The organism is Pseudomonas oryzagri (assembly GCF_020831405.1).
GTDB lineage: Bacteria > Pseudomonadota > Gammaproteobacteria > Pseudomonadales > Pseudomonadaceae > Geopseudomonas > Geopseudomonas oryzagri.
Map to the genome: position 1 here is coordinate 121683 of NZ_JAJHPU010000043.1, position 18351 is coordinate 140033.

21 protein-coding genes are annotated in these 18351 nt (G+C 65.3%); 10 read left to right on the plus strand and 11 right to left on the minus strand.

The genetic code is table 11. From position 1 onward, the window contains the following. Positions 1 to 225 precede the first annotated feature (225 nt). The 6 genes from lysS to LMJ29_RS17230 all read left to right on the plus strand — a co-directional run bounded on the left by lysS (position 226) and on the right by LMJ29_RS17230 (position 5714). Positions 226 to 1731 carry a lysine--tRNA ligase gene (gene lysS / locus LMJ29_RS17205; RefSeq protein ID WP_229606751.1) on the plus strand — a complete coding sequence of 502 codons (1506 nt, stop codon included), beginning with the start codon at positions 226 to 228 and terminating at the stop codon, positions 1729 to 1731. Positions 1732 to 1867: 136 nt separating this feature from the next. Beyond that, a complete protein-coding gene (locus LMJ29_RS17210; protein WP_229606752.1) occupies positions 1868 to 2419 on the plus strand; it encodes a hypothetical protein in 552 nt (183 codons plus the stop codon). Positions 2420 to 2430: 11 nt separating this feature from the next. Beyond that, positions 2431 to 3729, plus strand: coding sequence for a flavohemoglobin expression-modulating QEGLA motif protein (locus LMJ29_RS17215; protein WP_229606753.1), 1299 nt, complete (start codon positions 2431 to 2433; stop codon positions 3727 to 3729). Positions 3730 to 3783: 54 nt separating this feature from the next. After that, positions 3784 to 4119: a hypothetical protein gene (locus tag LMJ29_RS17220; protein WP_229606754.1), complete on the plus strand. Its 336-nt coding sequence runs from the start codon at positions 3784 to 3786 to the stop codon at positions 4117 to 4119. 63 nt (positions 4120 to 4182) lie between these two features. Beyond that, complete coding sequence (locus tag LMJ29_RS17225) at positions 4183 to 4563, plus strand: DUF488 domain-containing protein (protein WP_229606755.1); 381 nt, start codon at positions 4183 to 4185, stop codon at positions 4561 to 4563. Beyond that, positions 4560 to 5714, plus strand: coding sequence for a PQQ-dependent sugar dehydrogenase (locus LMJ29_RS17230; RefSeq protein ID WP_229606756.1), 1155 nt, complete (start codon positions 4560 to 4562; stop codon positions 5712 to 5714). Before LMJ29_RS17225 ends, LMJ29_RS17230 begins: the two co-directional genes overlap by 4 nt. Positions 5715 to 5878: 164 nt before the next feature. Here the strand turns inward: LMJ29_RS17230 and LMJ29_RS17235 are convergent, their stop codons facing one another. The 3 genes from LMJ29_RS17235 to LMJ29_RS17245 form a co-directional block, all read right to left on the minus strand. Continuing rightward, positions 5879 to 6589, minus strand: a complete 711-nt coding sequence (locus LMJ29_RS17235) for an rRNA pseudouridine synthase (protein WP_229606757.1) — start codon at positions 6587 to 6589, stop codon at positions 5879 to 5881. A gap of 4 nt (positions 6590 to 6593) precedes the next feature. Continuing rightward, on the minus strand, positions 6594 to 6779 hold the full coding sequence (locus LMJ29_RS17240) for a hypothetical protein (RefSeq protein ID WP_229606758.1): 186 nt from the start codon (positions 6777 to 6779) through the stop codon (positions 6594 to 6596). Positions 6780 to 7114: 335 nt separating this feature from the next. Continuing rightward, positions 7115 to 7510 carry an LLM class flavin-dependent oxidoreductase gene (locus LMJ29_RS17245; RefSeq protein WP_264758948.1) on the minus strand — a complete coding sequence of 132 codons (396 nt, stop codon included), beginning with the start codon at positions 7508 to 7510 and terminating at the stop codon, positions 7115 to 7117. Between the two features lie 17 nt (positions 7511 to 7527). Between LMJ29_RS17245 and LMJ29_RS17250 the strand changes: the two genes are divergently transcribed. After that, positions 7528 to 8475, plus strand: coding sequence for an IS481 family transposase (locus LMJ29_RS17250; protein ID WP_229606760.1), 948 nt, complete (start codon positions 7528 to 7530; stop codon positions 8473 to 8475). Here the strand turns inward: LMJ29_RS17250 and LMJ29_RS17255 are convergent. Both LMJ29_RS17255 and LMJ29_RS17260 read right to left on the minus strand, forming a co-directional pair. Then, complete coding sequence (locus tag LMJ29_RS17255) at positions 8464 to 9153, minus strand: MsnO8 family LLM class oxidoreductase (RefSeq protein WP_229606761.1); 690 nt, start codon at positions 9151 to 9153, stop codon at positions 8464 to 8466. The two genes, LMJ29_RS17250 and LMJ29_RS17255, sit on opposite strands and share 12 nt — an antisense overlap. Before the next feature lie 95 nt (positions 9154 to 9248). Further along, entirely contained in the window at positions 9249 to 9458 is a 210-nt protein-coding gene (locus LMJ29_RS17260) for a cold-shock protein (protein ID WP_090347369.1), read from the minus strand. A gap of 415 nt (positions 9459 to 9873) precedes the next feature. On the opposite strand from LMJ29_RS17260, the gene LMJ29_RS17265 reads away from it, so the two are divergent. Beyond that, positions 9874 to 10710, plus strand: a complete 837-nt coding sequence (locus LMJ29_RS17265; RefSeq protein WP_229606762.1) for a CvfB family protein — start codon at positions 9874 to 9876, stop codon at positions 10708 to 10710. 6 nt (positions 10711 to 10716) lie between these two features. Here LMJ29_RS17265 and msrA read toward each other — a convergent pair whose 3' ends face one another. Together msrA and msrB are read right to left on the minus strand one after the other, a co-directional pair. Next, complete coding sequence (msrA, locus tag LMJ29_RS17270) at positions 10717 to 11361, minus strand: peptide-methionine (S)-S-oxide reductase MsrA (RefSeq protein ID WP_229606763.1); 645 nt, start codon at positions 11359 to 11361, stop codon at positions 10717 to 10719. A 2-nt stretch (positions 11362 to 11363) separates the two neighbouring features. After that, entirely contained in the window at positions 11364 to 11876 is a 513-nt protein-coding gene (msrB, locus tag LMJ29_RS17275; protein ID WP_229606764.1) for a peptide-methionine (R)-S-oxide reductase MsrB, read from the minus strand. 521 nt (positions 11877 to 12397) lie between these two features. Between msrB and LMJ29_RS17280 the strand changes: the two genes are divergently transcribed. Further along, positions 12398 to 13567 carry a p-hydroxyphenylacetate 3-hydroxylase oxygenase component gene (locus LMJ29_RS17280; RefSeq protein WP_229606765.1) on the plus strand — a complete coding sequence of 390 codons (1170 nt, stop codon included), beginning with the start codon at positions 12398 to 12400 and terminating at the stop codon, positions 13565 to 13567. Positions 13568 to 13675: 108 nt separating this feature from the next. Here the strand turns inward: LMJ29_RS17280 and LMJ29_RS17285 are convergent, their stop codons facing one another. From LMJ29_RS17285 to LMJ29_RS17295, 3 genes are all read right to left on the minus strand, one after another. After that, complete coding sequence (locus LMJ29_RS17285; RefSeq protein ID WP_229606766.1) at positions 13676 to 14008, minus strand: hypothetical protein; 333 nt, start codon at positions 14006 to 14008, stop codon at positions 13676 to 13678. Between the two features lie 275 nt (positions 14009 to 14283). Next, positions 14284 to 14679: a group II truncated hemoglobin gene (locus LMJ29_RS17290; RefSeq protein ID WP_229606767.1), complete on the minus strand. Its 396-nt coding sequence runs from the start codon at positions 14677 to 14679 to the stop codon at positions 14284 to 14286. 138 nt (positions 14680 to 14817) lie between these two features. Continuing rightward, positions 14818 to 15114 carry a VanZ family protein gene (locus tag LMJ29_RS17295; protein WP_229606768.1) on the minus strand — a complete coding sequence of 99 codons (297 nt, stop codon included), beginning with the start codon at positions 15112 to 15114 and terminating at the stop codon, positions 14818 to 14820. Positions 15115 to 15291: 177 nt separating this feature from the next. Between LMJ29_RS17295 and LMJ29_RS17300 the strand changes: the two genes are divergently transcribed. Then, positions 15292 to 16647, plus strand: a complete 1356-nt coding sequence (locus LMJ29_RS17300; protein WP_229606769.1) for an O-antigen ligase family protein — start codon at positions 15292 to 15294, stop codon at positions 16645 to 16647. Between the two features lie 299 nt (positions 16648 to 16946). Here LMJ29_RS17300 and LMJ29_RS17305 read toward each other — a convergent pair whose 3' ends face one another. Then, positions 16947 to 18323, minus strand: coding sequence for a phosphohexomutase domain-containing protein (locus tag LMJ29_RS17305; RefSeq protein ID WP_229606770.1), 1377 nt, complete (start codon positions 18321 to 18323; stop codon positions 16947 to 16949). Positions 18324 to 18351: the final 28 nt, after the last annotated feature.

Consider the following 18351-nt stretch of genomic DNA (forward strand, 5'->3'; position numbering starts at 1 on the left):
TGGCCATACTGCGTTAAAAAATGGCTCGGACTGCTCATTTACACCACGTAAACTCCGCGTCCTCGCCATTTTTTGCCTTGTCTGGCCTGCGCTCGCTACGCTTTAAAGTCCTCGCTATGCAGGGCCTGTAATGCACGGCGCCCCCGTTCACCGCGGGGGCGCTCGATCTACCGCGCAAATCCCGGATGTGGCGCGAGCCACGCCAAATTTGGAAAAACGACGACCATGAGCGAACAACCGCTGAACGAGCATGCCCTCCACGAGGAAGAGAACAAGCTGATTGCCCAGCGCAAGGAAAAGCTTGCCGCCGTGCGCGAGAGCCAGGCGATTGCCTTCCCCAACGACTTCCGCCGCGACAGCCAGGCGGGCGACCTGCAGAAGCAGTACGCCGAGGCCGGCAAGGAAGAGCTGGAAGGCAAGCAGATCAAGGTCAGCGTGGCCGGCCGCATCATGCTCAACCGCGGCGCGTTCATGGTCCTCCAGGACACCAGCGGGCGCATCCAGCTGTACGTCAACCGCAAGACCCTGTCGGCCGAGACCCTGGAAGCGATCAAGCACTGGGACCTGGGCGACATCGTCGGCGTCAGCGGCGTGCTGGCCCGTTCCGGCAAGGGCGACCTGTATGTCGACATGCAGGAAGCCCGCCTGCTGACCAAGGCGCTGCGTCCGCTGCCGGACAAGTTCCACGGCCTGACCGACACCGAGACCCGCTATCGCCAGCGCTACGTCGACCTGATCGTCAACGAGGAGGTGCGCGACACCTTCCGCGTGCGCTCCCAGGTGATCGCCCACATCCGCCGCTTCCTCAACGAGCGCGGTTTCCTCGAAGTGGAAACCCCGATGCTGCAGACCATCCCCGGTGGTGCCGCGGCCAAGCCGTTCGAGACCCACCACAACGCGCTGGACATGCAGATGTTCCTGCGCATCGCGCCTGAGCTGTACCTCAAGCGCCTGGTGGTCGGCGGCTTCGAGAAGGTCTTCGAGATCAACCGCAACTTCCGTAACGAAGGCGTTTCGACCCGGCACAACCCCGAGTTCACCATGCTCGAGTTCTACCACGCCTACGCCGACTACGAAGACAACATGGACCTCACCGAGGAGCTGTTCCGCGAGCTGGCGCAGACGGTGCTCGGCAGCACCGACGTGCCCTACGGCGACAAGGTGTTCCACTTCGGCGAGCCGTTCGCCCGCCTGTCGGTGTTCGACTCGATCCTCAAGTACAACCCGGAACTGACCGCCGCCGACCTGCAGGACGTGGACAAGTGCCGCGAACTGGCCAAGAAGGCTGGCGCCAAGGTGCTCGGCCACGAGGGCCTCGGCAAGCTGCAGGTGATGATTTTCGAGGAGCTGGTCGAGCACAAGCTGGAGCAGCCGACCTTCATCACCAAGTATCCGTTCGAGGTGTCGCCGCTGGCCCGTCGCAACGACGAGGACCCGAGCGTCACCGACCGCTTCGAGCTGTTCATCGGCGGCCGCGAGATCGCCAACGCCTACTCCGAGCTCAATGACGCCGAGGACCAGGCCGAGCGCTTCCACGCCCAGGTGGCCGAGAAGGACGCCGGCGACGACGAGGCCATGCACTTCGACGCCGACTTCGTGCGCGCCCTGGAGTACGGCATGCCGCCGACCGCCGGCGAAGGTATCGGCATCGATCGCCTGGTCATGCTGCTGACCGATTCGCCGTCGATCCGTGACGTGATCCTGTTCCCGCACATGCGTGCCGAGCAATAAGATCCAGCGGTGAATACGTACTGAGCAAGGTGCCCCAGGCGACGGTCCAATCCGTCGGGGGCGCCTTCAGTGCGCGAATACCTGTGCCTGCCGAACCCCTGCGGCAGCGGGAAAGTTTGTTGGAAAGGAGTGTTCCATGAGCGCAGTACGCGTGCTTGTCGTTCTGTCCTTCCTGCTGCTGGGCGGTTGCCTGGCCACCTTCAAGGAGCCCATCCCCGTGGGCGAGACGGCGCCGAAGCATCTGCTCGGCACCTGGGCGGGGATGGACGAGTGGGGCGAGGAGCGCTTCCTCGAGATCACCCGCAGGGCCGACGGCGGCTACCACGCACAGGCCTGGCGCGACCGCCTGGAAAACCGCGACAAGGCGCGCGGCTACGACTTCACCGTCGCTCATCATGGCCGGCGCTGGTACCTGTCGGTGGAAGCGCCCAAGCGCCTGGGCGGCAATTTCGCCTTCGGCGGCTTCGAGCTGACCGACGAGGACGAGCTGGTGCTCTACAGTCTGGATATCGAGCAGCTGCAGGACGCGCTGTCCCGTGGCCAGCTCGCGGGCCAGACGGTGGACACCGAGGAAGGCGATGGCGTGCTGATCGGCAGCCCGCTGTCCAAGGTCTACGGCTTCCTCGACGACCAGGCCAACAGCGACGTATTCAGCGAGGTCGCCCGCTTCGCGCGGGTCACCCAGTAACGGGGCAGGCCATGAGCCGTAGCAGCAAGGCGGGCAGCGAGTACCGGCAGACCATCCGCGCGTTGTCCGACCGCCTGGTCGAGGCGCAGACGCCGATCCGCGTGCTCGACGCCATCAAGTGGGACGACAGCATCCGCGAGAGTTTTCTCAAGGGCCGCGGGCAGAAGCTGCCGGTGGTGGACCGCGCCTACTACCAGAACCGTCCGCTGTCGTTCGATCCCGACGACAAGAAGCAGCAGTTCCAGCAGATCGAGCGCGACATCACCCGTCAGCTCGGCCAGTTCAGCCCGGTCGGGCAGATCATGCGGCGCATGTGTCGGGAATACCGCATGGTGATCCGCATGCTCGAGGCGCGCGGCACCGCCGATTTCGGCCTGATCTCCCAGGAGCTGTACGGCTCGGCGTCCGATGCCTTCCATGCCGGCGACCCGACGCTGGCCGATCTCGGCGTGATGTTTTCCACCTATCTGGACAACATCGCCGACCGCAGCGATCTCAAGGACGAACCCAAGACCCTCAACGCCAGCCAGGCGGTGGAGCTGCTGCAGAGTCGCCTCAACGGCGTGTTCGGCGACGACGAGGCGGTGGTGCGGGTGTTCGAGTCCGACGGCATCCTCGCCGATGCCGCGGCCGGTGCCGACTACATCAAGATCCGCGCCGACGCCATGTTCAACCAGCGCGACATCCGCGCCCTGGAAGTCCACGAGGGCCTGGTGCACGTCGGCACCACCCTCAACGGTCTCAACCAGCCGGTGTGCACCTTTCTGGCCAAGGGGCCGCCTTCCTCGACCGTCACCCAGGAAGGCCTGGCCATCCTCATGGAAGTGATCGCCTTCACCTCCTATCCGACCCGACTGCGCAAGCTGACCAACCGCACCCGCGCCATCCATATGGCGGAGGATGGCGCGGACTTCCTGCAGATCTTCCAGTTCTACCGCGACCAGGGTTACAGCCAGGAGGACAGCTACTCCAACACCATCCGCGTGTTCCGTGGCTCGACTCCCGACGGTCTGCCGTTCACCAAGGATCTGTCCTACCTCAAGGGCTTCATCCTGATCTACAACTACATCCAGCTCGCCGTGCGCAAGGGCAAGCTCGAGCAGATCCCGCTGCTGTTCTGCGGCAAGGCGACCCTGGAGGACATGCGCACCCTGCGCCAGCTGGTGGACGAGGGCGTGGTGGTGCCACCCAAGTACCTGCCGCCGCAGTTCAGCGACCTCAACGCGCTGTCGGCCTGGATGTGCTTCTCCAACTTCCTCAACCACCTGAGCCTGGATCGCGTCGAGTCCGACTACGCCAACATCCTGTGACGGACCCTGGGGTCCGTCCTTCAATTCCTCCCGATCTGTTCCGGATACTTCTGCATGAGCGAGCGCAATCCCATCCCTCTGATCCTCACCGCCATCGGCAGCGTCATCGGCACCGTCGCAGTGCTCGGCGCCTACGGCTACCTGCACATCGCCAAGCCCGAGGACGCGCTGCTGCTGAGCGACTACACCATGCTCAAGACCATCCCCGGCGAGGACTACAAGCTGTCGCTGAAGCCTGCCGAGCAGGTCGCCCAGTGCATCGACGGCGTGCTGGTGCTGTTCGACGTCAACCAGAAGGGCCTGACCGGCGTGCTGGTCGACAACAAGAAGCGCGCGGTGCGCTGCATGGGCCAGGAGACGCCGCAGACCGGCGCGCAGCCGGCCCAATAAGCCGCCCTGCAGGGCGTTGGGCTATCCTTGCCCGGGTCGGTGTCGACGCGCGAGGTGAGGACGGTGATTGTCTGCAAGCGGGTCTACGAGCCGGCGGGCGCGGAAGACGGCCATCGTGTACTGGTCGATCGCCTGTGGCCGCGCGGCTGCAGCAAGGCCAGCCTGCCATTGGATGGTTGGCTGCGCGAGTTGGCGCCTTCCGACGAGGTGCGCCGCGCCTTCGCCCACGAGCCTGAACGCTTTGCCGCCTTCCGCTCGGCCTATCGCGCCGAGCTGGCCGCCGCCCCGGCGCTCTGGCAACCGCTGCTGGCGCAGGCAAAGGGCAGCACCCTGACCCTGCTGTACGCCGCCCACGACGAAGAACGCAACAACGCCCGCGTGTTGGCCGAGTTTCTCGCCGAGCAGCTGAGCGCCACCACGGTAAACCCGGGAGCGGCATCATGAGAAGGCTGACGCTGATACTGCACCTGTGCGGCGGTGCGCTGCTCGCCGGCCTGCTCGGCGTGGCCCAGGCCGCTCCGCTGTCGAGCGCCCTCGGCCCGCTGGTGCTGCAGGAGGTCGCCGGCGGCCTCGAACACCCCTGGGCGCTGGCCTTCCTGCCGGACGGCCAGGGCATGCTGGTCACCGAGCGGCCGGGGCGGCTGCGCCGGGTGAGTGCCGATGGACAGCTGTCCGCCCCCCTGGCCGGGGTGCCGGAGGTGTTCGCCGTGGGGCAGGGTGGCCTGTTGGACGTGGCCCTGTCGCCGCAGTTCGCCACCGACCGCCTGGTCTACCTGAGCTACGCCGAGAAGGGCGGGGATGACCTGGCCGGCACCGCGGTCGGCCGGGGTCGGTTGTCCGCCGACCTCGGCGCGCTGGAGGATTTCCAGGTGATCTTCCGCCAGCAGCCCAAGCTGTCCAGCGGCATCCACTTCGGCTCGCGGCTGGTGTTCGATCGCGCCGGCTACCTGTTCGTCACCCTCGGCGAGAATGGCCAGCGCCCCATCGCCCAGGACCTCGGCAAGCTGCAGGGCAAGGTGGTTCGTCTCCAGGCGGATGGGAGTGTGCCGGCCGACAGTCCGTTCGCCGGCCGGGCCGGGGCGCGGGCGGAGATATGGTCCTACGGTCACCGCAACCCGCAGGGCGCGGCGCTCAACCCGTGGACCGGCCAACTGTGGATCCACGAACACGGTCCGCGCGGTGGTGACGAGATCAATATTCCCCAGGCGGGACGCAACTACGGCTGGCCGCGGGCGACCCACGGCATCAACTACAGCTACCTGCCGATTCCCGAGGCGGAGGGCGAGACGGCGCCCGGCACCGAGCCGCCGCATCACGTGTGGGCCAAGTCGCCGGCGATCAGCGGCATGGCGTTCTACGCCGGCGCGCGCTTTCCGGCCTGGCAGCACAGCCTGTTCATCGGCGCGCTGTCCGCTCAGGCGCTGATCCGCCTCAGCCTGGAAGGCGACAAGGTGGTCGGCGAGGAGCGCCTGCTGGAGGAGAAAGACTGGCGCATTCGCGACGTGCGGGAGGGGCCGGATGGCTGGCTCTACCTGCTCACCGACGAGAGTGACGGCAAATTGCTGCGTCTCGGCTTGGAGGCCCCGCAGCCATAGGGCTGGCGGTGATTCGGGTGGCTGGCCGCCCGGTGGGAAATCGCTGCGCGAGTTTCCCACCCTGCGATTACGATGACCCTGGCGTAGGGTGGGTTAGGCCATCGGCCGCAACCCACCAACCGGCCCTCGAGGGCGGGCCATGAGGTGATCGGCGCAGCGTTGCCTCAGAACCGCTCGCCGGCGCCGAGAAAGCGCCATTGGCCCGGCTGCAGCTTGGCCATGGCCAGGCGGCCGATACGGATGCGGCGGATCTCCAGCACCCGCAGGCCAACGGCCTGGCACATATGGGCGATCTGCCCCGGTTGCGGCGCCTTGAGGGCGAAGCGCAGGCGGGTTTCGCTCTGCCAGCTGACCTTGCACGGCGTCAGTGGCCGGCCACGATAGCTCAGGCCGAACTGCAGTTGCCCCAGTTGCTCCGGCAGCAGCGTGCCGGCGACTTCAACGATGTACTCCTGCTCGATCTTGCCGAAGTCATCGGTGAGCTTGCGGATCACGCCCCAGTTCTGGGTCAGGACCAGCAGACCGGATGCCTCGGACTCCAGCCCCAGCGGCACGTTCAGGCGCTGTAGGTGGCGATGCAGCAGGCGTATGCCGGAGACATCGTCTGCCGCGCGGCTGGCCGCATCGAGATGCTCGGCGACCTGTCCGGCATCGACGCCTGCCGGCTTGTGCAGCAACAGGGTGGCCGGCGGCAGGGTTTCCGCGCGGGCGCCGGGCAGCAGGGCGATGACCTGCTCCTGCACCTTGAACTGCGGCGCCTCGACCACCTGCCCATCGACCGTGACCCAGCCGCCCTCGATATACAGCTCCGCCTCGCGGCGCGAGCAGGGCAGCAGTTCGGCGAGGCGCTTGGACAGGCGAATCGGATCGGTCATCTGCTTACTTCTTGCCAATGGTGATATGGCGCGAGGTGCCGTAGGTCTGGCCGCTTACGCCTCGGGGGATCTGCTGGACCTCGCCACCGGACTTGAGGAAGGCGGCTACCTGCTCCTCGAGTTCGCGACGGGCTTCGGCGGAGGGGGCGGCAACAGCCTTCTGCTTGGACGAGCCGGGTTTGCTTTGCATGGTGACGCTCCTGCCTGCGGGCAAAAATGGCCGGATATTATACACGAAGTGGTCATTTTTTGCACAGTGTGGCGAAATAAAAAACCATCCTGCGCCAAACCGCCGCCAAATGCCGGGGAAGATGCCGCGCCGGGCGGTGGAGTGGGAAGTGCCTGAAGGCGGCACGCCAGGCGACATTTGCACCGTGGCTTGGCAGAGGCGTGTCGCTGAGTGACCACGAGGACGGCCCCGCAGGGAGCGAGTCATCCTCGTTTACGACCCATCAACTCCGCTTCCTCGCCACGGTTCGCGGGGTCTCTCAGATGTGCATCACCTGCGCGATCTTCGTCCCGGTTCTAGCGCGCCTCAGCCAGCAGACGATAGCTGTTGATGCGGTCGGCGAAGCTGTGGGTGACGGTGACCAAGCCCAGCTCGTCGAGCTGGTAGTCGCGGGCGAAGGCATGGAACTGCTCCCAGCACTGCTCCGGCGTGCCGACCACCATGGCGTCGCGGGTGGCGTCCAGTTCGGCTTGGTCGCCGGGGCTCAGCTGGCGACGGCGTTGCTCGACCTCCTCCGGGCTGAGCAGCGGCTCCTTGGCGCCGCGACCGGCCATCATCTTGCGCCAGGCGGCGGTGCCGGCGACGTGCCGGGCTTCCTCCTGCGTCTCGGCGCAGATCACCGCTAGGTGTGATCTCTCAGTAGGTTGTTCATCCGGGGCATTCCCGGAATTCTGGAAGCGCGACCCACACAGCCTTCCAGGAGCCCCGGATGAACCTGCATAAACATGCCCGTCTTACCCCGCGCGGTCGAGCCCTTCTGGTTCAACGCATGCTCAACGGCCTGCGGGTCGAGGACGCGGCGCAAGCCGCAGGAGTGAGTGTCCGCACGGCCTACAAGTGGCTCCGGCGCTTTCGTGAGGAGGGCGAAGCGGGCCTGATGGATCGTTCTTCACGCCCGCACGCCTGTCCGCATGCCACACAGGGCAGCATGATCGAGCAGTTGATCGAGCTGCGCCGGTCGCGCAAGACCTACCGACAGATCGCCCAGATGCTCGGACTGGCCGTCAGCACGGTCGCTCGCCACCTCAAACGCGCAGGGTTTCATCGGTTGGCCGAGCTGGAGCCGGCACCTGCGGTGGAACGCTACGAGTACGCCAACCCCGGCGACCTTCTGCATCTGGACATCAAGAAGCTCGGCCGCTTCTGGAAGCCCGGACATCGGGTCACCGGCGACCGTCAGCAAAACTCCGGCGGTGCAGGCTGGGAGTTTGTCCACGTCGCCATCGACGATGCATCGCGGCTGGCCTTCACCAGCCTGCATTCGGACGAGCGTGGCAACAGCGCTTGCCAGGCCCTGCTGCAGGCCTTGCGCTACTACCGAGGGCTGGGCATCCACTTCCGGCGGGTCATGACCGACAATGGCGCCTGCTACCGGTCCAGAGCATTCCGGCGCTTGTGTCGCCGCCTGGGGCTGCGGCATGTCCGCACGAAGCCCTATACGCCCCGCACCAACGGCAAGGCCGAGCGCTTTATCCAGACGAGCTTGCGTGAGTGGGCCTACGCCCGCAGCTATGAATGCTCCGAGCAGCGAGCAGCCCACTTGCCTGCCTGGCTGCATCACTACAACTGGCACAGGCCGCATGCCAGTCTCGGCTACAAGCCGCCGATCAGCCGCGTTGAGCTTTCACTGAACAACGTACTGGGTTTACACAGCTAGGGCCAGCATCCGCGATGGGCGGTGCTGGTGGCCGGCCTGGGCGAAGTGGCGCTCGTAGTTGGCGAAGATCGCCGGTGAGCACGCCTCGGGGGCGATGAAGCGCGCCACCGCCAGGCCCATGCCGAGGTAGCCGGCCAGCGACGAGCTGCCGCCGCCGGAGCCGAGCATCCACAGCTGCGGCGTCGGGCCGTCGTCGGGCAGGCAGTGCAGGCGGCTGTATAGGTGGCGCTCGGGGTATTCGTTGCGCAGGAAGGCGCACAGCTCGGCGGCCTGCTGCGGGAAGGTATCCTCTTCCAACTGCTCGTAGGGCGCCGCCAATGCGGCGGAGGCCAGCGGGGTGCCGCCGGGGGCGCGGCCGATGCCGAGGTCGATGCGCTCGGGGAACAGGCTGGCGAGCATGCGGAACACTTCGGCCACCTTGTAGGGGCTGTAGTGGGTCAGCATCACGCCGCCGCTGCCGATACGCATGTGCTGGGTGACGCTGGCGATGCGCGCGACCAGGATCTCCGGGCAGGGATTGGCGAAGTGGATGCTGTTGTGGTGCTCGGCCAGCCAATAGCGGTAATAGCCCAGTGCATCGCAGACGCGGGCCAGCTCGACCGAGCTGTTGGGCGCCTCGCGGACGGGGCGGTCGCCGTGGGTGGGCGTCTGGTCGACGACGGTGAGCTTGAGCGACATGGGGAAATCTGCGGAAAGCTACGAGACGAGCGGCATGAATGCCGGAAATGCAAAAGCCCCGCACGAGGCGGGGCTTTTGTGAGGCGAGAGCCGGATCAGATGATCTGGACTTCGTCAGCCTGCAGGCCTTTCTGGCCTTGGACGACCAGGAAGGAAACGGCTTGGCCTTCCTTCAGGGTCTTGAAGCCGTCGGCTTTGATGGCGCGGAAGTGAACGAATACGTCCGGGCCGCTCTGCGGGGTGATGAAGCCGAAGCCTTTCTCATCGTTGAACCACTTGACGGTGCCGGTTTGACGGTTGGACATGTTTGTCTCCTTGGACGGTGTAGACTACGGCGCCGGAACTGCCCGGAGCCGGAACTGAGTGCAAGGAGCCAGTAAAACCGAGGTTTGTAGGATCAAGCTCTGAATCAGTCGATTACGATGACACTGCAACACAGTGCGAGCACCCTACGCGGTAATTTCGGCCGGTGCAAATCCTTTCTGCAGGGACGCCCTCCGTCTTTCGGGTAATGGCGCATCAGTGGAGTTCGGCAGGCGACCCGTTCTCTTCGCTATTTCCTTTAAAATCAGGGTGTTGTCTGCGTATATCAGGGGTCGATAAAGCGCCAGGAAGGCTGTTGGAGAAAACGCGAAATTTCCACTCCTTCTAAGCCCCTGAGGAGCCCGCGCGCCGGGCGATCCGGTTAGAATGCCGACCCTGACAATCAAGGCGAGCAACATGGCACAGATCGGGCGATTCAATTCCCTGCCGGTGGTCAAGCACACCGACTTCGGTCTCTACCTGGATGGCGGTTCGGATGGCGAGATTCTCCTGCCCCGGCGCTACGTGCCCAAGGACAAACCCTGCGAAGCCGGCAACCGCCTCGATGTGTTCGTCTATCTGGACAGCGAGGATCGCCTCATCGCCACCACCCAGAGACCGCGAGTGCAGGTTGGCGGCTTCGCCAGCCTCAAGGTAGTGGCGATCGACCACGTCGGTCTGTTCCTCGACTGGGGCCTGGCCAAGGATCTGTTCCTGCCGCACTCCGAAGAGAAGCGTCCGCTGCAGGTCGGTGACTATTGCGTGGTGCATGCCTATCTCGACCCGCGCACCCGGCGCATCACCGCCACCGCGCGGCTGGATCGCTACCTCGATCAGACTCCGCCTTCTTACCAGCCGGGCCAGACCGTCGAGCTGCTGGTGGTCGAGCGCACCGACCTGGGCTTCAAGGCCATCGTCGACGGCAAGCACTGGGGGTTGATCCACAAGAACGAGCTGTTCAAGACCATCCGCCCGGGCATGCGGGAAACCGGCTTCATTCGCGAGGTGCGTCCGGACGGCAAGATCAGCCTGAGCCTGCAACCGCTTGGCCGGGCCGGCGCCGACAACCTGAGCGAGCAGATCCTCACCCGTCTGCGCGAGGCCGGCGGCCGTCTGGCACTGAGCGACAAGAGCCCGCCGGAGGAGATCGCCCGGCTGTTCGGAGTGAGCAAGGGCAACTTCAAGAAGGCCATCGGCGGCCTGTACAAGCAGGGGCTGATTACGATCCTCGACGATGGCATCGAGCTGCGCTGAGTCCGCTCACTTGTGTTCGCCCCACAGCTCCGCGAGGCGCGCGTCGCGGCCGCAGGTGGTGCGGTAGAAGCGGTAGCGCAGCGGATTCTTCTGGTAGTAGTTCTGGTGGTACTCCTCGGCCGGATAGAAGCTGCCCGCGGGCAGGATCTCGGTGACCACCGGCTTGGTGAAGCGCCCGGAGGCCTGCAAGGCGGCCTTGGAGGCTTCGGCCTGGCGCTGCTGCTCGGCGTCGGCATAGAAGATGGCGCTGCGGTACTGCGAGCCGACGTCGCAGAACTGGCCGGTAGAGGTGAGCGGATCGATGTTCGGCCAGTAGACCTCCAGCAGCTTCGCATAGCTGGTCTGCATCGGGTCGAAGCGCACCAGTACCGCCTCCAGATGCCCCGTGCCGCCGGCCGACACCTGCTCGTAACTGGGATTGGCCAGGCGGCCACCGGTGTAGCCCGAGGTGGTCGACAGCACACCGGGTACCTTGTCGAAGTCCGCCTCCATGCACCAGAAGCAGCCGCCGGCGAAGATCGCCGTGGCGCCGGGCTCGTCGGCGGCTTTTGCCGGCAGGCCCAGCTGTCCGGCGGCGACCAACAGCAGCGCCAAGGTCCAGCGTGGCAAGCGCACGTGCAGCGGGGCGGGGCAGGTCGGCACGCGGGTCATGGTCAACTCCTCAGATCGGGCAGGCGCTCGCTGCGCGGCACGAAGCGCAATGCCAGGCCGTTGTTGCACCAACGCTCGCCACGCGGCGGCGGACCGTCGTCGAACACGTGACCCTGGTGACCACCGCAACGCGCGCAGTGGTATTCGGTACGCGGCCAGATCAGTCGGAAGTCGCGTTTGAGGCGAACATGACCCTCGAGCGGCTGGGTGAAGCTCGGCCAGCCGGTGCCGCTCTCGTACTTGTGCTGGCTGTCGAACAGCGGCAGATAACAGGCGGCGCAGAGATAGCTGCCGTCGCGCTTCTCCTTGTCCAGCGGGCTGCTGCCGGCGGGCTCGGTATCCTCTTCGAACAGTACGCGCCAGGCCGCCGCCGGCAGCAAGGCGCGCCATTCCTCGACCGGCTTGTCGAGCGGCACTACCGCCTGGTCGCTGGCCGCCAGCGCGCTACGCACGCCTCCCAGCAAGGGCCAGATCGGTAGCAGGGCAAGAGCCCGGAGCAGAAAGCGTCGGTGCATGCCAGCTGTCCCTCTTCAAGGTTTTGTGCAAATTTTAGACAGTTCGATGGCTGGCGGTTGCCCGACAAACAGTGAAACAAGGCGTGTGGGCGAGGCCGGACGATGGGCGGTCGTGCCGGCGCGCCGCGGCGCGGGGGGCGGTGACAGAAAGCTCCGTGAATTGTGCAAGGACAGTTATTGAGTCTGATGGACCTGGCGTTCGATTATCCGTTCATTGTTTTTAATTTAAATAAAATCCTTTAAAAACAATGGATTGAATAATTTTATTGTTATGTTAACGAGTATTTTGCCTGTCGAGCCCTCTCCCTGACGTCTGTAGATGCTCACGAAAAATACAATCTTGTCTATGAAAGGTGCATTCTGTCGCTGCCTGGGGCGCCCCATAATGGATTCCAGATTGCAGGCTCGGCGAAGCGTACTGCCTGCGAATCGACCAGACTGAAGAAATCCTGGTAGTTGGACCGCGCCTGGTATCGCGCGGCGACAAACACAATAAATATCCATCGGGTAGACAGACAGCCATGAAAAGAGCGAATCCCCTTCTCGAAAAGCTGCACACCATCCTGCCGACCATCGCAGCCAATGCCGCCCAAGCGGAACTCGACCGTAAGGTGCCGGACGAGAATATCGCCCTGCTGAAGAGCATCGGTATGCATCGCGCCTTCCAGCCGAAGGCCTACGGCGGTCTGGAAATCTCCCTGCCCGAATTCACCGATTGCGTGGCCGCGCTGGCCGGCGCCTGCGGCGGCACCGCCTGGGCCTTCAGCCTGCTGTGCACCCATAGCCACCAGCTGGCCATGTTCTCCAAGGAGCTGCAGGACGAAGTCTGGGGCAACAACCCCGATGCCACCGCCAGCAGCAGCATCGCGCCGTTCAGCACCATCGAGGAAACCGAGGGTGGCGTGCTGCTCAGCGGCGAGATGGGCTGGAGCAGTGGCTGCGATCATGCCGAGTGGGCCATCGTCGGCATGCGCCGCAAGAACGCCGAAGGCGAGCTGGTCTACAGCTTCGGCGTGCTGCCGCGCAGCGACTACGAGATCCGTGACGACTGGTTCTCCGTCGGCATGCGCAGCAGCGGCTCCAAGACCCTGGTGATCAAGAACGCCTTCATCCCCAACCACCGCATCGAAGCGGCCAAGGACATGATGGAAGGTCGCTCCTCCGGCTTCGGTCTGTACCCGGACAGCAAGATCTTCTACACCCCCTATCGCCCGTACTTCGCCGTTGGCTTCGCCTCCATCAGCCTGGGTATCGCCGAGCGCATGCTGGTCGCCTTCAAGGAAAAGCAGAAGAACCGCGTGCGTGCCTATACCGGTGCCGCCGTCGGCGCCGCCACCCCGGCGCTGATGCGTCTGGCCGAGTCGACCCACCAGGTCGCCGCCGCTCGCGCCTTCCTCGAGAAGACCTGGGAAGAGCACGCCGAGTACGGTGCCCGTCATCAGTACCCGAGCCGCGAGACCCTGGCCTACTGGCGCACCAACCAGGCCTACGCGGTGAAGATGTGCATCGCTGCCGTCGACCGCCTGTTCGAGGCCGCCGGCGCCACCAGCTGGTTCGAGAACAGCGAGATCCAGCGCCTGTTCCGCGACTCGCACATGACCGGCGCGCACGCCTACACCGACTACGATGTCTGCGCACAGATCCTCGGCCGCGAGCTGATGGGCCTGGAGCCGGACCCGACCATGGTCTGAGCCGGGCCGTAACGAAAAGAGGGGGATCGCCGCCAGGCGATCCCCCTCTTTTTTGTGCCGCCATTGTTATCCCGCCGCGCCCGGCTGACCGGGGGCGACGGGAGCCTCTCAGTCGAGCCGGGTGAAGGTCACCGTGCCGACGCCCTCGACCTGCTGTATCAAGGTGGCGCCGTTGTCCTCCACGCGCGCGTGCAGCAGGGCGGCGCCGCGCGGGTCGCGGGCGGTGACGTAGCCGTCCTGGCGCTCCCAGGCGGCGACCGCCAGCTTGTTATCGCCTTCGCGAATGTACTGCTCGGTCAGCTCCACCGTAGTGCTGCGGACCTGCACGCCCGCCGCTTCGGTGGTCATCGCGTAGGTGCCTTCGATACGACTGTCGGCCAGAGCCTGGCCGACCAGGGTAGCGAGCAGCAGGGCAAGAGGGGAGAGGCGGGAAATGTTCATGCGCATACCTTCCTTGACGATGGCGTTTCACTGGGGCCCGGCGCCGTCCGGCGGTTCGGGAGCGCTCCATCCCGCGCAACGTGGCGGGTGCGCTACGGCAGTTCGCTTCGCCTGGTGGCGGCGAGCTGCGGATCCAGCTTATGCGTTGCGCTCGCGGAATTTGGTGACCGTTTCATGAAAAGAGCGCTCTGTTCGATGAACTTTTCGTGACGGTGCGCGTTCTCGTGGACAAAAAAAGCCCCGCGACGGGCGGGGCTTTGTTGCGGCGCGTGGGCTCAGGCCGGCCCGGAACTCTCGCGGTTGCGGATCATCTCGGCAATCGCCTGCAGCGGCCGCTTGAGCATGGCCCTCACCTCGTCGCTAGCGCCGACGTGCTCCAGCGCCTGGTCCATGCACATCAGCCACTGATCGCGCTCGCGCGGGCCGATGGCGAAGGGGCGGTGCGGGCCGGTCATGCAGATCGAGCCGTACTTCTGGGCATACAGGTGCGGACCGCCCAGCCAGCCGGACATGTATTCGAACAGCTTCTGGCGAATCCCCGAGAGGTCGGCGCCATGCATGCGGCGGATGTCGGCTGCGTCGGGCAGCTCGTCCATGCACTGGTAGAAGGCATCGCACAGACGACGCACGCCGTCCTCGCCGCCCAGCAGTTGGTAGGGGGTATGGTTCATGGCTGCACTCCGCCAATTTCTTTGTAGAGATGGGGATCTTGCCTGAGGAGGGCGCCTGCGGATTGATGTGGGTCAGTGCCGGAAGCGGAAGCTGGCGTGAGGCGCCGAACTACATTGGGGAACTACGACTAGCGCGAACTACGACTGCTCGTACGCCCTGCTGCGCATCAGCGGGATCGCCAACAGATAGCCCAGCACGATGCCGACCACGTCCGCCGCGAAGTCCTGGTATTCGCCGAAGCGATAGCCGGTCAACCGCTGCAGGTTTTCGATCAGCACGCCGTAGCCCAGCAGGCCGAGCAGCAGCAGGCCCCGCTGAGCGGGGAAAGACAGGCGCCCCAGGCAGGTGAGCACGAGGAAGGCGATGACATGATTGCCCTTGTCCCATCCGGTGCTGAGCAGCGCGGAGGGGTTTTTCATCAGGGCCAGGATCATGACGCTCACCAGGCAGGTGAAAAAGGCCAGTATCCAGAGCGTGCGGGGAATACGGGGGAGCATTGTGTGCCATTCGGTTGGTGGAAGCAGGGATGTTCCTTATACTGCCGTCCCATTTTCAGACGACAGCAGCTGTGCCGAACGAGCCGGGCGGCAGAGCAAGGATGATCCCGCAAAATGCCTCAGACCTCCAATCGCCTCGAGCGGTTCCTGATCGCCTCGGTTCTTGTCCTGCTGCTGTGGCTGCCCCTGCCGCTGGGCAGCAATCGCGACTGGTCGATGGGGCTGCTGGTGGCGCTGGTCGGAGTGATCGGCGGGCTGTGGGGGTTCGCCCTGCTGCGCAACGCCCTGCCCGGGAGCAAGGCCTTGCAGCCGGCGCTGCCGATGTTCGTCCTGCTGCTGGTCGCCCAGGTCTGGGTAGCGGTGCAATGGCTCGGCGGGCTCACGGTCGACGTCGGCGCTACCTTCCAGTACTTGATGCTCGGGCTCGCCTACAGCCTGCTGTTCCTGCTGGTCGTCAGCCTGTTCCATACCCGGCAGCGACTGACCTGGCTGTTGGCCATTCTGGTGATCAGTGGCACCTTCCAGGCCTTCTATGGCGCATTCATGACCCTCTCGGGCATCGAGTGGCATCTGCTCATGGCCAAAACCAGTTACAGAGGCGACGCCACCGGCACCTTCGTCAACCGCAACCACCTTGCCGGCTACCTGGAAATCACCCTGGCCTGCGGCATCGGGCTGCTCATGGCGCTGCGCGACAGTCGGCCGTTCCGCTGGGTCAACCTGCTGGAGATGCTGATGGGCGCCAAGGCGCGCCTGCGTCTCGCCCTGGTGATCATGGTTATCGCCTTGGTGATGACCCACTCGCGGGGCGGTAACAGCGCTTTCTTCACCGCGCTGATGGTGATCGGCGGCATCTTCGTCCTGCGCGACAAGAACAACCGCCTGCGCAACGGCGTGATTCTGGCCAGCATCCTGCTCATCGACGTGCTGGTGATCAGCCAGTACTTCGGCCTGGAGCGCCTCAAGGACCGCATGCTGAATACCCGCCTGACCGACGTGGTGGTGGAGGGCGAAGTGGTGCAGCAGGCCAACGAGATCCGCGACGACGTGTTCCTCTATGCCATCCCGCTGGCAAAGGACCGGCCGCTGACCGGACAGGGCGCAGGCAGCTTCGAGTCGGTGTTCCCCAAGTATCCGGGCGACGACATCCGCCTGCACTTCGACCATGCGCACAACGACTACCTGCAGTTCGCCATTGAATACGGTCTGCTCGGTTGCCTGCCGCTGCTGGCTTTCGTACTGCTGGCGCTGTGGCGGGCTCTGCAGGCGCTGTGGCGGCCCGAATCGCTGTATCGCAGCGGCGTCGGTTTCGGCGCGGCGGTGGGCATCATCGCCATCGCCATCCACTCGATGACCGACTTCAACCTGCAGATTCCGGCCAACGCGGCGACCCTGGTGGTGCTCTGCGCCATCGCGGTGCTGGCCAACCAGCACAGCAATTCACAGCGCAGGGTCAGCCTCGGCGAGTGAGGCCGGAAGGGATGCGGGGTAGGAGATAGGCAGCCCGGAGGGCTGCCTAGGGGAGGTCAGGAGAGGCCGGCGCAACGCCTGCCCAGGCCGGCAGCTCCTCGAGCCAGATTGGCGGCGACGTCCAGCTCGCTGAAATGACGGGTGGACTGCAGCACCTGCTGCAGCCACTCGAGGAGCGTCGCCAGGACCGGCAGCACGCTCCACAACAGCTAGCCACTGCTCGAACAACTGCGGCGGCGATTCGGGGCGGAACAGATCCTAGCGAAGCACCGCGCAGCAGACGTCGAACGGCTGCGGCTTCAAGCCTTTTCACCACCGATCTGGGCCAGCAGCTCGGCGGTTTTCGCCTGCATCAGCGCCTCGTCACCGCGGCTTTCCACGTTCAGGCGGATCACCGGCTCCGTATTGGAGGCGCGCAGGTTGAAGCGCCAATCGGCGAAGCTCACGCTGAGGCCGTCGGTGTAGTCCACGTCGGCGGCATCGGTGACGTACAGCGTCTCGATGCGCTTGAGCACCGCGGGCGCCTCGGCGACCTTGAGGTTGATCTCGCCGGAGGAGGGATAGGCGGCGATGCGCTCGCCCACCAGGGTGGACAGCGATTGACCGCGCGAGCACATCAGCTCGGCGACCAGCAGCCAGGGGATCATGCCGCTGTCGCAGTAGGCGAAGTCGCGGAAGTAGTGGTGCGCGCTCATCTCGCCGCCGTAGATGGCATCCACTTCGCGCATCTTCTGCTTGATGAAGGCATGGCCAGCCTTGCACTGCACCGCCTCGCCGCCGTTGTCCCCGACGATGGCCAGAGTGTTCCAGGTCAGGCGCGGGTCGTGGATGATGCGCGCGCCGGCTTCCTTGCGCAGGAAGGCCTCGGCGAGCAGACCGACGATGTAGTAGCCCTCGATGAAGTTGCCCTGCTCATCGAACAGGAAGCAGCGGTCGAAGTCACCATCCCAGGCGATGCCCAGGTCGGCGCCGTGGGCCAGCACCGCGTCGCGGGTCGCCGCGCGGTTGTCCTCCAGCATCGGGTTGGGGATGCCGTTGGGGAAGCTGCCGTCCGGCTGGTGGTTGATCTTGATGAACTCGAAGGGCACGCCGCGCGCCTTCAGTGCCGCCTCGATGGCGTCCAGCACCGGGCCGGCCGCGCCGTTGCCGGCGTTGACCACCAGCTTCAGCGGCTTGAGCGCGCCAGTGTCGATGTACGAAAGCAGGTGCTCGACGTAGGCAGCGCGGTTGGAAACCTCGCGCAGCTCGCCCGGCACCGCTGCCGGCGCGGCGAACTCGGCCTTCTCGGCCATCAGGCGGATCTCTTGCAGGCCGGTATCGCTGCTGATCGGCTGCGAACCCTGGCGCACCAGCTTGAAGCCGTTGTAATCGATCGGATTGTGCGAGGCGGTCACCTCGATGCCGCCGTCGGCGCCCAGGTTCCAGGTGGCGAAATACACCTCCTCGGTACCGGTCATGCCGAGATCCAGCACGGTCACGCCGGCTTCGCACAGTCCGCGGGCCAGCGCGGCCTTGAGGGCCGGCGAGGTTTCGCGGATATCCCCACCGAGCACCACGGTACGAGGCTTGAGCCACTCCGCGTAGGCGCGGGCGATGCGATAGGCGATGTCTTCGTTGAGTTCGCGGCCCAGCTGGCCGCGGATGTCATAGGCTTTGAAGCAGGTCAGGGTCGTCATGAGGATTACTTCGGCGGCGTGTCTTGCC